The sequence below is a fragment of the Bacillus cereus group sp. BceL220 genome, assembly GCF_051776965.1.
In the GTDB taxonomy this organism is placed as follows: domain Bacteria; phylum Bacillota; class Bacilli; order Bacillales; family Bacillaceae_G; genus Bacillus_A; species Bacillus_A cereus.
In genome coordinates this window covers 30,530-43,680 of sequence record NZ_JBPWBC010000009.1, presented here as the reverse complement: position 1 = coordinate 43,680, position 13,151 = coordinate 30,530, and the positions used below count along the sequence as shown (strand labels likewise).

Genomic DNA, 13,151 nt, shown 5'->3' with positions numbered 1-13,151 from the left:
TCCTTTTATCATGTCACACATAAAAAATCAAATACTGGAGAGGAGAAACATGATAATGAACAATGGTAGACGTATCGGACTCATTATGATTATTACAGGGGCTACATTATGGGGATTATCTGGTCCAATGATTCAGTGGCTATTTCAACATACTAATGTATCCTCAATTGATTTTTTAACAATTCGATTGTTGCTTGCAGGAATATTTATTTTGTCTTTCTTACTTATAAAGAAACAAAACATATTTCAAATTTGGAAACACCCTAGATATTCTATACAACTTATTATTTTTTCTATTCTCGGCATGCTTGGTGCGCAATACGCCTTTATCGAAACAGTTCATATTAGTAACGCGGTCACAGCAACACTATTTCAATTTCTAGGTCCTGTTCTTATAACCATGTATGTTGCATTTGAACAAAGAAAATTCCCTGCTTCCATGCAACTATTCGCAATTATAGCCGCGCTAATAGGAACATACTTTATTATTACAAATGGCTCAATTGAAAATGTTGTTTTATCTAAAGAAGCTATTATTTTTGGACTATTAACAGCAATTGGATTTGCATTTTATACCCTTCATCCGGCTTCTCTCATTAAAGAATGCGGGACAACTGTAGTAATTGGTTGGGGGATGTTAATCGGAGGAATTGCACTACTTATTTATAATCGTTCATTCGGGTGGAGTCACTTTTCACAAACCCTTACACTAAAAACTTTTTCTATGCTTATTCTTATCATTATTAGTGGTACCCTTTCTTTCCTTCTATATATCGGTAGTCTTAAATATTTAGCAGCAACAGAAACAAGCATTTTATCTAGCATTGAACCCCTTGTAGCTGCCATCGTTTCAATTACTTGGCTAAATGAATCTTTTGGAACATATCAATTATTAGGCGGCGTATGTATCGTTCTGTCCGTTATTTTTTTGACGATGCCTCAAAAAGAAACCGAACCAACCTATACAACTGAACAAGTATAAAGTGAAACTTTAATTAGTGGGACTATCTCTCACTGATTATTAACCTACACCAATCGGGCTTTTACGGGATAAAAAATGTCAAAAGAGGTCGTACAAAACTTACGACCTCTTTTTATACTTTAAAGGAATTGTCCCGCCTTCTAGCAAATACAATTACACTAACAATAAAAACTAGGAGTGTGGCACCATGAAAAAAATCGGAACTATGCTACTTCTCTCCTTCCTCATCACTGGATGCACACCAGCACAACCTGATTCAAAAGCATCTAAAACTGAAGCTGTCGCAACGTCATCCAATCAAGTGAACGCACCTTCCTTTTTTCATCTTAGTGTTTTAAAAGATGTAAATTGGGAAGAAGCCCCCTCATTCATAGACGGAAAAATACCTTTAAAAGGCATCGAAGGAAAAATCGCAATGGCTGATAGTCCTATTATCGCGAATGAACAAAATGAAATAATGTGGTACTTTCTAGATTCTGAAATACCAACTGGAAAATTGTCTATTATTGCGCTAAAACAAGGATCTGTAACTCCGACACCAGTACTCTTTCAAAAAGAAACTTCCAAACAAACTTGGACCACTTCAAATACAATCGATTCTACTGCAAACGAACTCCCTCTCACTATGTCACTACCTTCATCTGGATTATGGTTATTAAATATATATGTGAATGAAAAATATTATGATCAGTTTGTAATCACTGCTGAGTAAAGTGACAAAAATAAACCACTTTCTTACAATAATGTAATTTCTACGTCATGTACTTCGATAGTTGAATTATCTCTCTTCTCTTATACTTAAAGTAAGAAATGAAACGAGGAGAGATGAGAGATGAAAAAAATGATAGAAGTAATCGTAGCAGTAACTGAGGTTTTAGTGAATGGTAAACAAGTTGCAATGGAATTAAATAAATAGTGAAGAAACATAAATAATTCTACACTTCTTCATTATTTTGATTTCTTATCTCAAAAAAGCAGTGCCTTTTAGGCACTGCTTTTAGCTATTAATAACTTGGTATTTTCGTAATTTGCGCCACGCCCGAATCAATAGCTGCTTTCGCTACTGCTTCTGCAACACTTGGAACAACTCTTTTATCTAATGGATTCGGGATTACATAATTCGCATTACGTTCTTCGTCAGTAATGATGTTAGCGATCCCATATGCTGCCGCTAATTTCATCTCTTCTGTAATATCAGTTGCGCGCACATCTAACGCACCGCGGAATATTCCGGGAAACGCCAATACATTATTTACTTGATTCGCATAATCCGAGCGCCCAGTTCCTACTACAGCTGCCCCAGCCTCTAATGCATCCTCAGGGAAGATTTCTGGAATTGGATTCGCCATTGCAAACACAATTGCTTTCTCATTCATCGTCTGTACAAGTTCTTTCGTTAATACGTTAGGAGCAGATACGCCAATAAAAATATCAGCTTGGTGAATCGCTTCTTTTAACGTTCCACGCACATGTTCACGATTTGTCTTTTTGGAAACTTCAATTTGTGCTTCGTTCATCCATGTTTCACCTTCACAAACAATACCTTCTAGGCTAACTAACGTAATGTGCTTTGCACCAGCCTTTAATAATAATTTTCCAATTGCAATTCCTGCCGAACCCGCACCGTTAATAACGATTTTCACATTATCCATTTGTTTGCTAACAACTTTTAATGCATTAATAACAGCTGCTAAAACGACAATAGCTGTTCCATGTTGATCATCATGGAATACAGGAATATTCGTTTCTTCTTTTAGTCGTTTTTCAATTTCAAAACAACGCGGTGCTGCAATATCTTCTAAATTAATCCCTGCAAATGTAGGCTCTAAATTTTTTACAAGGGTAACGATTTCATCTACATCCGTTGTGCCTAAACATAATGGGAAAGCATCTACATTCGCAAATTTCTTAAATAAAATACTTTTTCCTTCCATAACAGGCATAGCCGCTTTCGGTCCAATGTTTCCTAAACCAAGTACCGCTGTTCCATCTGAAACAACTGCCACCATATTGCCACGTGCTGTATAGTCATACACCGTTTCTTCATCTGCCGCAATTGCTTTACAAGACTCCGCTACACCTGGTGTATACGTCAGGCTTAAATCATCCGCTGAATTTACTTCTACTTTACTTGTAATTTCAATTTTCCCTACTAATTCTTTATGCAATAACAATGATCTTTCATTAATTTGATTTGCTAACATACTTATAATCTCCCCTTAATTTGACAAGCTAGCTATATGAATATAGCTAGCTTGTTTGATCATGAAAACATTTTTAATAATATTGTCGCCGTTACAACCATTGCCGCCCCGCCTAAACGAGTTGAAATTTGCGCGAACGGCATTAATTCCATACGATTTGAAGCAGATAAAATAGCAACATCTCCAGTTCCGCCTAAACCGCTATGACATCCAGTTACAATCGCCGATTCAACTGGATACATTTTCATCACTTTCCCTACAAGAAAACCTGATGCTACCATTGTAAGAACAACCGATGCGCACACAACAACATATCCTACCGAAAGAACTGCTGCTACGTCTTTTAACGGAATATATAGCAATCCTAATCCAACCATTAAAGGCCAAGTTAAATTCTTCGAAATAAATTTATATAAATGGAATGCTCCTTGCTCCATTTTTGCTGGCATTAATTTAAAGTATTTCACAAGTGCTGCTGAGAAAATCATAATGATTGCCCCAGGAATACCGATGAACTTAGAAGCAAATCCTCCGAAGATGAAGAACGTACACGCAATTAATAAACCTGCTCCCATTAATGAGAAGTCAATTGGTTTCTCTGTATTTTGTTCTTTTAATAATTCTGCTTGATTGTCCGTTTTCACTAATACACCGTTACCACTTAGCTCCGGTTTCTTCTCACCTAAACGCTTCATATACCCTGCACTTACAATTGCGAACATATTTCCAATAATAGCTGCTGGAATAAGCTGTGATACAAACGTTGCTGACGATTCATTTAAAATATCACTATAAGCTAGCGACAATGGTAAAATCCCTTCCCCGATACCACCACTCACAATTGGTACGATGATAAAGAAGAATGTGTGCTTCATTTCAAATCCAAATAATGAACCGACCAATAACCCTACTGCTACAGAAACTAACGTCCCTACTACTAAAGGAATAAACATGCGAACGAAACCTTGTACTAACACTTTACGGTTCATTCCTAAAATACTTCCGACTACTAAACAAGAAATATATAAATATAAAAAGTTCGATTTTTTCATTAACATAGTCGCAGCTTCCATTGAAGCTGGATTCATCCAGTTAAAAAATACAAGTAATGATGGAATAAATAACGAAAGTATTGCTGGACCGCCGATATTTTTTAAAATTGGAATTCTCATCCCAATATCGCCTAAGAAAATCCCCATGATCATAATAACTGCAAATCCACCAATCATATCTGCTGGCAATTTATTATATACAGATGCCCCATAAATAATAGCAGCCAATACTACATATAACGGTAAAGGTATAACACCGATTTTTACATTCATAATTTTAGAAGCGAAAGATTCTCTTTGTACTTCATTTCCTTCAGAAAATGATACCGCTTCCACATTCTTTTGAATTCCCATATGGCACCCCCTCGTTTTCTTAATAACAATATTAAAACGCTTTCAATAGTAAAAATAGTTTTTGTAAGTTTTGTAATTGATTTTGTAATTAAAAAAAGTATAAGCGACTTATACTAAGTCGCTTATACGTAAAACTCTATTTTCTTTTGATCAACACATCTTAATTTACTTACAGGTCTTCCCACATGTTGGTACATCATTTCGTTTTCTAACACCCCAATGTCAGTCAGAAACATTACATATTTTCGAATAGAAACTCTTGAAATTCCAACTAATTGTGCCATTTCATCTGTTGTAAACGCCCTTCCATTCAACGACTCGATCTTCTGCCAAATTAATTGCAATGTTTGCTTCGTTAACCCTTTCGGAAGCTCTTTCGTGACAGTAGGCTCCCTTTTTTCTTTTTGTAAAATTAACGAATCTAATTCCGATTGACTAATTTTTTGTTGTTCTTTCATGAAAGTAAGTTTTTCTCGATATATAGTTAATGCCTCTTTAAATCGTTCAAATGTAAATGGTTTAATTAAATAATCTACTACGCCATATTGTAATGCTTTTTTAATACTTCCCATATCATGTACAGCTGAAATCATTATAATATCGATTTCTTTTTCTTGGTTCCGGATATACATTAAAAGCTCAAAACCAGTCTCTTCAGGCATAAAAATATCAAGTAATACTAAATCTACTCGTGATTTCTCTAATATTTCTATCGCCGACTTTACTGAGTTAACTGCTTGAACAAGCTCAAACCCTCCTACTTGCTCTAAATAATGCGTATTTAACATTGCTACCATCGGGTCATCTTCTACAATTAAAACTTTAATCATATTTGCCTCTCATCCCTACCTTTAGGTATTTCAATTGTTATCGTTGTTCCCTTTCCTACTAATGAATGCATATGAATTTCCCCATTTATTCGCTGTATACTTTCTTTTACAAGATACAAACCATAACCGCGGTTATCTCCCTTTGTGGAATAACCTTTCGTAAATAATTCCTCTATTTCTTTTTCTTGTATACCTTTTCCCGTATCTTGCACTGTAATAGTTAATATATCCCCTTGTTGTATCTTAACTTCAACTTGTCTCTGTTCACAATTCGTAACTGCCTCTAATGCATTATCAATTAAATTTCCAACAATCGTAATAAGTTCATGGATAATACTTTCATCATCTATTTCCGGCATATAAGAATCTTCACTTATAATTAATTTTATATTTTTCTCTCTAGCATAGCTGAGCTTCCCGAGTAAAAAACCAGCAAATACTGGACTTTTTATTCTTTTCATAACTCCACCAATTTCATATTGATGCTCTGATACCATGCCGCTTATATACTTCTGTAATTCTTCATACTGTTTCATATGTGTAAGCCCTAATACGACATGCATCTTATTCATAAACTCATGAGATTGTGCCCGTAATGCTTCTGCATATAGTCTAATACCAGTTAGTTCCTCTGCTAGTTTTCTAATCTCTGTTTTATCACGAAATGTTGCAATTGCACCAACTATTTCTCCTTTTACATATAAAGGAACTCGATTCGTCACAATCGTAATTCCGTAAATATTTTGTTCTTCGTTTAATTGTACTTCTCCCGTTTGCAATACTTCTTTTATACGTGAATTTGGCATATACAACTCAACATCTTTACCGATAAAATCTTCTTCAAGTCCGCTTTTTTTAAATAGACGTTTCGCTTCATTATTAATTAACGTTACTCTAGCCTCTTTATCTACAGCAATAATACCTTCCTTTACAGATTGTAGCATCGTATTTCTTTCTTCAAGGATTTTTGCTATCCTGTGCGGCTCAAGACCGAATAAACTTTTCTTTATATGTCTAGCTAGCAATATTGCTCCTATAATTCCGACTAATACACCAACTCCGACACCAATATAAATGATATGTCTACTTTCCTTAACTCTCTCTTTTACATTATCTGCTGAAATACCAACAGCCACTGCTCCAAGTTGTTCACCTGTTTCGGAAAATATTGGTACAAACACTCGCATGGAAATACCTAAAGTTCCTTCTGCTAACGATACATGTTCTTTTCCTTTCAATACAGGCCCTTCATCCCCGCCAATAAAATGATGACCTATTTTTTGAGGATCTGGATGAGATTTTCTTATTCCATCCATGTCCATAACTACAATAAATTGAACACCTGTGTTTTTTAATATCCTATTTGTATACGTTTGGATTGCAGAGGTATCTGCTTTCCCAACCAAGCCATCGATTACAATCGAATCATTCGCCACAATGTGTGCAATTGTTTTTGCTTTCTCTGCTTGGCTATCCTCCGTCGTCCGTTCTACATTATGACTAATTAATATATCTGTCACAAGTAAAGAAAAAATTACAACTGTACAAACTAACAATGTAATCGTTTTCCACAAATTCCATAGTCTTTTTCTTTTGTTCATCCCGTTAATGACTCCCCTAATTGCTGAATAGAAAAATAAGTAAGGTGATATTATTTTCACCTTACTTATCTGCTATTATTATACTTTAAATTTACTAGTCATCGCTTGTAGTTCTTCGGCCATCTCAGCTAAGTTTTGCGAAGCTGAACTAATTTCTTCCATGGAATTAACCTGTTCTTCTGTTGAAGCTGCAACACTTTGCATACTAGCTGTATTTTCTTCTGCAGCAGCTGCAATTTCATCAATAGCATTTGTCACTTCATTTGCATCTCCAGCAATTCTCTTCGTTGTTTCTACCATTTGATTAACTTGAGAAACAATATGTGTAGTAGAACTTAAAATTTCCGTAAAACTTACTTTCGTTTTTGTTACAACATCAAGGCCTTGTTGAACTTCTCCATTCACATTATCCATTGCCTTAACAGTATGTTCAATATCCGTCTTAATTTCTGCGATTAAATTTGCAATCTCTCCAGATGACTCTCCTGATTGCTCTGCTAATTTTCTAACCTCATCTGCTACAATAGCAAATCCTCGTCCCTGTTCACCTGCTCTTGCTGCTTCAATAGCCGCATTCAAAGCTAATAAGTTCGTTTGAGTAGCGATGTTTTGAATTGCTTCAGAAATAGCCCCTACCTGCTTTGATTTCTCATCAAGAAGTTTAATAATAGCATCTGACTCGGATACCGATCTAGAAATAGACTGCATTTGTTTTGCGGTTTGTTCAACTAAATCTTCTCCCTCTTCAGCTCTTTCTCGCGCATGTAATGAGGAAATAGAAATTGACTCTGCGCTTCCAGTTACATCTTGAATTGCTGTATTTACTTGTTGCAATGTAGCCGCACCTTCTTCAACACCTTGACTTTGTGATTCGGCCCCACCTGATACTTGTTCCATTGCAATTGTAATTTGGTCTGTCGCATCATTTGCTTGCTGTACGCTTGCTGTTAACTCTTCTGCCGATGCTGCAACATGTTCTGCTGAAAAGCTAATTTGGGTAATAACATCTTGTAAAGACGTAGACATTTCATTAAATGAATTCCCTAATTTTCCTATGTCATCCTTGGAATGGATTGTAATTTTCTCTGTTAAATCTCCGTTACTAATTTTATATGCCGATTCAGCTATTTTTCGTAATGGCCTTGTAATAGACTTTGTAATGAAATAAATTAATACACTACCAAATGCAATAGCAATAGCAATGACAATCAAAGTCTTATAAAACACTGGACTGGCAGATTGGGTAATTTCTTCATCGAACATAACGCCAACTACTTTCCAGCCCGTTTTCTCATTTGTTGCAAAGATTAAATTCTTTTTATCATCTTGTTCTGTATAAGACACATTTCCTTGTTTATCTTCATAAATTGGTTTAATCCAAGGATCAGTAACTTTTGCACCTGGTTTTCTAGATGGATGACTAACAATTTGCTTATTTTGATCTAAAATAACTGCATAACCTTTTTCACCAATGTTAATCATTTTGGAAATTTTTAAGATGTTATCTAAGTTTAAATTAATTCCTATAACACCTTTACCATCTTTTACTTCTTTCGCAATCGTCACTACCATATTTTTTGTAGATGCTGACTGATATGGCGCAGTAACAATTACTTTCCCTTTATTTTCATGTGCTTCTTTATACCAAGATCTATCTGTTGGATTATACCCATCAGCCATTTGAATAAATGGTTCTCTTATAAACTTTCCCGTCTCTGTTCCAATATAAATACCTTCTACTTCTGGATGAAGCTTTATATATTGTGCTAACTTCGTTCTTACTATTTCTTCTTGTCCATTTGGATATGTATCCTCTGTTAAGATGTCTGCAAAGTACGTCGCATCAACAAATTTCTCTTCTATATTTTGAGAAATAACAGTATTTAAAATCGAAATATTCTCCTTTGCTTTATCTGTCATTTGATGTTCAAAATTTATTTTGGCAGTTTGATATGAAACACCACCGATAATAATTCCTGGTATAGTTAAAATAATAAAAAATGAAATGATTAATTTTTTATTGATACTCATACATTTAACCCAGTTAAATATTTTTTGCATAATAAGCCTCCTTTATGTAATGTGGATACTTGTGTCATTTTATACAATTAATATATATAAAACAATATATAATGATAACATGTAAATTTTTCGTCAATTATGCATTTTTGCATATTTACTCCTTATACGTATTTTAATCATAAAAATAAGAGAACTTTAGCATTATATATACTAAAGTTCTCTCATTTCTTAACAGCTTCTACTCTACAAAACTTCTCTTATAATCCTCAAATCTTTACCCTTCGCCTTATAGTCATATTACTAAAACTCTTCGTCCTAATTTATTTGGCGCTCTTTACATAACTAATTGCCTGACTTCCCATTTGTACCCATGCCTGTTCAAAGGTTTCTCTCGGTACTTTTACATCTAAGCTATCCTCAAGTGGATCTCGAATATATACAGATTCCTGATCATATCCAATAAGTACAACACAATGTTCATTATACGTAATAGAAACATCTCCACTATTTGTTTCCCATGTAGTAAATTCATCTTCATCTAATGGTACAAATGTTGCATTCGTAATCATAACTACCGGTTGTCCTGCTTTTACACTCTTATAAATTTCTTCTATATTCTTCTCTGTTAAGTCTACAGCTTTATTAGGTAAATATTTTTCCGCTAACTGAAAAAGTGGCCCATGATATACAGCGTATCCTGATTCAGAAAATGTGTAAATATTACCTACAAATCCTTCATTCGGATTTCCGCGCACACCATCATCTATAAAATCAACTTTTTTTATTTCATTTGCTAATGTCATCTTATCCACTGAAACACCAGCGTATTGTAACATCATCGCTAAGCTTGTCACTTCACAGCCTCTATCCAATTCTGGTAACTGCCGAATTAATGGAACATTTGATAAGATGACTTTTTCATCGTTATTACTAAACTCCGTTTCTTTTCCTCTTTGTATATTTGAGAATGTAAACTTCTCTATATACTTTGGAATTCCATTTGTATATACACTCCATATTACTGCACCTAGTAAAGCTATACATATATACCACTTCAATTTTCTTATCGCTTTCACGTCCTTATTAATTCGTTAAATAAGAATAAAATGCGTCAGCATCCGTTCGTATCATCGGTACAAAATTTAGTTTTTTTCCTTTTTCAGGCTGATCTTTTTTAATCTTTTCCGCTAACTCTTGAATATTCATATTCATTTTATCCATATTAAGCTCATCTGCCATTTGTAGCACCTTTTGTTCATTAATTTCTCTTAATATTTGATATATATCTTTACCATACAAATCAATATGATATTTTTTTGCTTCTTCCTGTACTTTTTGTTCGTACACTTCTTGTGCTAACTCTTCAATTTCTTTTCCTTTTTGAGAAATATCTAACTTTCCTGCTTCTTCTCTTACTTTCTTTCCGTAGATTTCTTCCGCGATGTCTTCGATTTCTTTTCCATCTGTCAAAATACCTAATTTATCTGCTTCATCTTTAATTTTAATCGCATTAATTTGAGTAATTAAATCGACAATTGATGTATTCTCTATAGATATACCTAGCTTTAACGCTTCTTGCTTTACTTTTGTTTCATAGATTTCTTCTGACAGCGTCCCAACATCTTTTCCTTCAATCGATATGCCTAACTGCTCTGCTTCCCTTCCTACTTCTGTTTCATGAATTTCTTTTTCTAGTGTAATTTGTTCTTTTCCTTCCGTTTCAATACCTAGTTTCTCTGCTTTTTCTTCTGTATGCACTGCATGTATCTTACCATTGTTCAATTGTTCTTTACTGCGCTGTGTGTAATCTGTCTTTCCTTTTTGTGTTTCAGAAGGAGAGGCACCCCCTAATATACTTAAACTCATTACTCCAATAGTGAATACCGTCATCATTTTCTTTTTCAAAATTAATTCCTCCCTCTTCCACTTTCTTTTACATCATTCCCTATACATAATCGAAATAACGTTATGATCGATATAATCTGCTCAAATACCTTTTTATAATCGCTTCTTCATACGGCGAACTTTCTGTATATCATACATGTTATAAATAGTTTCTTAACTTTCCCTTAAAAAAAGACGACCTTGTAAAAACAAGGTCGTCTTCTTACTTATATTTTTTGGTTTTTAGGGAAAATCACTTCAAAACAAGTGCCATCTCCCCATTTGCTCTCTACTGATATTTTTCCATAATGCTTTTCTACAATCCAATTTGCAATTGAAAGACCTAATCCAGCTCCTTCTGACGTACTTCTTGCTTTATCCCCTTGATAAAAACGATCAAATAATTTCGGAATATCTTCTTCTTTCACTCCTATCCCGTCATCTTTCACCTGTATACGAATTGAACTACTCGTTTGCGTGCAATCGATTTGAATATGCCCACCTTCGTTTGTATACTTCATCGCATTATCTAACAGTATGACCATCATTTGATGAATCCGCTCTCTGTCCCCTATAAAAGATACGTCACGTTCTACTTTTAGTATCATTTCTTTTTCTTGATAAGAAGCAATCTCCTTATATGGAGCTACTATTTCTTCTAACAATTTATCGAGTTCAAATGTTTTCTTATCCATCTCAATTTGATTAGAATCAGAACGGGCTAGCAATAATAAATTACTAACGAGTTTTGATAACCGCCTACATTCTTTTGAAATTGTAGAAATATCCATCGCCTTTTCTTCTATTGTAGCGGATGGTGACTGGAATAAAACATCCGTTTTTGATTGAATAACTGCAAGTGGTGTCCTTAGTTCATGTGATGCATCAGAAACGAATTGTTGCTGTTTCTCCCATGAATTTTGAATAGGTACAAGTGCTCTACCAGCTAGGAAAAAGCCGATACCTATCGCACAGAGGCTTCCTATGCTACAACCTATAACGAGAATTAAAAATAAAGTATTTAACATTCCTTCTTCCGCTGTTATATCTCGCACGATTTGAACTATTTCTCCATCTTTTTGAAGCGAAAATGCTCTAAAATATCGTCCTTGTACTTCAATATCTTGTAAATCCTCTAATTTTTTTGGAGAAAACTTTTCCAAATTCTCTTCAAAAATAGAACGAAATTTACGGTTATCGCCCTCTATTTTCACTATTTTTCCATTCCAAGTTATTCTAGTTACTCGCGGATCTCCAATTTGGATATTCTCCATGCGTTTTCTTGGTGGTATTTTAACATCTAATTTTTCTCTATACTGAGCTATCATTTTTATAGATTGATCCACTTCATTATAAATACGCTTATATGTGTATGAATAAATAATACTACCTAATATACCTATTAATAGAATAAATACTAATGAGTTCACTATAGTCAAACGAATGCGTGTTTTTTGAAACATACTTCCGTTTTTCATTGTTCTTTTAATATATATCCAATACCTCGAACGGTTTGAATATCTTTCTGATAACCGGATGGCTCTAATTTTTTACGTAAATGATGCACATACACTTCTACAATCGCTACTGTCGTATCTGAATCAAATCCCCAAACACGATCAAAAATTTGTTCACGCATTAAAATCTTCCCGCTATTTTGAATGAGATACTCTAGTAGCTCATATTGTTTCAATGTCAGCTTAATACCTTGTCCATCTACTTGAACATCTTTATCTTTTCCGAACAATTCAATCCCTCTATAACGAATCGTTTGCTGCGTTGTTAAACTACCACTTCTGCGTAGTAAAGCGCGAATTCTCGCTTTTAATTCAGGGGCCTGAAATGGCTTAACGATATAGTCATCTCCACCAAAGTCCAATCCCTTCACCCGATCTTCTAAAGAATCTCTCGCTGTCAAAAACAGGACTGGTGTTTCAATCTTTTCATCACGTATTTTTTGAATCACTTCAAATCCGTCCATCCCTGGCATCATCACATCCAGCAAAATTGCATCATATATATTTTGAAGAGCTAAAAACAATCCATCTTCTCCATTTATTGCCGTATCTACTTCAAATTCATCACGCAAAATTTGTACGATAGACTCTAATAACGAAGCATTATCTTCTACTACAAGTAAACGCATGCTCTCACCTTCCATCAAATAGTTCAATTCTATTTATTATTACATTTCTTCTCTTCATAACAAAAGAATGTAGTTG

At 34.5% G+C, this 13,151-nt stretch carries 11 protein-coding genes and 1 pseudogene; 2 read left to right on the top strand and 10 right to left on the bottom strand.

What is annotated here, in order from left to right:
* Positions 1-55 precede the first annotated feature (55 nt).
* A complete protein-coding gene (locus tag ACS2FK_RS21315) occupies positions 56-982 on the top strand; it encodes a DMT family transporter (RefSeq protein WP_063546412.1) in 927 nt (308 codons plus the stop codon).
* A 187-nt stretch (positions 983-1,169) separates the two neighbouring features.
* Positions 1,170-1,694 (top strand): DUF4871 domain-containing protein, encoded by a 525-nt coding sequence (locus tag ACS2FK_RS21310; protein ID WP_000719680.1) that lies wholly within the window; start codon positions 1,170-1,172, stop codon positions 1,692-1,694.
* A gap of 292 nt (positions 1,695-1,986) precedes the next feature.
* Here ACS2FK_RS21310 and ACS2FK_RS21305 read toward each other — a convergent pair whose 3' ends face one another.
* From ACS2FK_RS21305 to ACS2FK_RS21260, 10 genes and pseudogenes are all read right to left on the bottom strand, one after another.
* Positions 1,987-3,186 (bottom strand): NAD(P)-dependent malic enzyme, encoded by a 1,200-nt coding sequence (locus tag ACS2FK_RS21305; RefSeq protein WP_000880781.1) that lies wholly within the window; start codon positions 3,184-3,186, stop codon positions 1,987-1,989.
* A gap of 59 nt (positions 3,187-3,245) precedes the next feature.
* Positions 3,246-4,592, bottom strand: a complete 1,347-nt coding sequence (locus tag ACS2FK_RS21300) for a 2-hydroxycarboxylate transporter family protein (protein ID WP_063546410.1) — start codon at positions 4,590-4,592, stop codon at positions 3,246-3,248.
* Between the two features lie 122 nt (positions 4,593-4,714).
* Positions 4,715-5,422, bottom strand: a complete 708-nt coding sequence (locus tag ACS2FK_RS21295) for a response regulator (RefSeq protein WP_063546408.1) — start codon at positions 5,420-5,422, stop codon at positions 4,715-4,717.
* Positions 5,419-7,023 (bottom strand): sensor histidine kinase, encoded by a 1,605-nt coding sequence (locus tag ACS2FK_RS21290; protein ID WP_063546406.1) that lies wholly within the window; start codon positions 7,021-7,023, stop codon positions 5,419-5,421. Before ACS2FK_RS21290 ends, ACS2FK_RS21295 begins: the two co-directional genes overlap by 4 nt.
* Before the next feature lie 78 nt (positions 7,024-7,101).
* Positions 7,102-7,920 carry a methyl-accepting chemotaxis protein gene (locus ACS2FK_RS21285; protein ID WP_438875515.1) on the bottom strand — a complete coding sequence of 273 codons (819 nt, stop codon included), beginning with the start codon at positions 7,918-7,920 and terminating at the stop codon, positions 7,102-7,104.
* A 120-nt stretch (positions 7,921-8,040) separates the two neighbouring features.
* Positions 8,041-8,943, bottom strand: a pseudogene (locus tag ACS2FK_RS21280) (cache domain-containing protein); the annotation flags it as partial.
* Between the two features lie 422 nt (positions 8,944-9,365).
* Positions 9,366-10,121 carry a C39 family peptidase gene (locus ACS2FK_RS21275; protein WP_063546402.1) on the bottom strand — a complete coding sequence of 252 codons (756 nt, stop codon included), beginning with the start codon at positions 10,119-10,121 and terminating at the stop codon, positions 9,366-9,368.
* A 7-nt stretch (positions 10,122-10,128) separates the two neighbouring features.
* The gene (locus tag ACS2FK_RS21270) at positions 10,129-10,950 is read right to left on the bottom strand and encodes a hypothetical protein (RefSeq protein ID WP_063546398.1); all 822 of its coding nucleotides are present in this window, start codon (positions 10,948-10,950) and stop codon (positions 10,129-10,131) included.
* 206 nt (positions 10,951-11,156) lie between these two features.
* On the bottom strand, positions 11,157-12,392 hold the full coding sequence (locus ACS2FK_RS21265; RefSeq protein WP_063549253.1) for a sensor histidine kinase: 1,236 nt from the start codon (positions 12,390-12,392) through the stop codon (positions 11,157-11,159).
* An 11-nt stretch (positions 12,393-12,403) separates the two neighbouring features.
* The gene (locus ACS2FK_RS21260; RefSeq protein WP_001238624.1) at positions 12,404-13,075 is read right to left on the bottom strand and encodes a response regulator transcription factor; all 672 of its coding nucleotides are present in this window, start codon (positions 13,073-13,075) and stop codon (positions 12,404-12,406) included.
* Positions 13,076-13,151 lie beyond the last annotated feature (76 nt).

Coding starts and splice junctions, on each gene's coding strand:
- ACS2FK_RS21285 (WP_438875515.1), bottom strand. CDS start 7,920: ATGGAACAAGTATCAGGTGGGGCCGAATCACAAAGTCAAGGTGTTGAA.
- ACS2FK_RS21305 (WP_000880781.1), bottom strand. CDS start 3,186: ATGTTAGCAAATCAAATTAATGAAAGATCATTGTTATTGCATAAAGAA.
- ACS2FK_RS21295 (WP_063546408.1), bottom strand. CDS start 5,422: ATGATTAAAGTTTTAATTGTAGAAGATGACCCGATGGTAGCAATGTTA.
- ACS2FK_RS21260 (WP_001238624.1), bottom strand. CDS start 13,075: ATGCGTTTACTTGTAGTAGAAGATAATGCTTCGTTATTAGAGTCTATC.
- ACS2FK_RS21290 (WP_063546406.1), bottom strand. CDS start 7,023: ATGAACAAAAGAAAAAGACTATGGAATTTGTGGAAAACGATTACATTG.
- ACS2FK_RS21265 (WP_063549253.1), bottom strand. CDS start 12,392: ATGTTTCAAAAAACACGCATTCGTTTGACTATAGTGAACTCATTAGTA.
- ACS2FK_RS21315 (WP_063546412.1), top strand. CDS start 56: ATGAACAATGGTAGACGTATCGGACTCATTATGATTATTACAGGGGCT.
- ACS2FK_RS21300 (WP_063546410.1), bottom strand. CDS start 4,592: ATGGGAATTCAAAAGAATGTGGAAGCGGTATCATTTTCTGAAGGAAAT.
- ACS2FK_RS21310 (WP_000719680.1), top strand. CDS start 1,170: ATGAAAAAAATCGGAACTATGCTACTTCTCTCCTTCCTCATCACTGGA.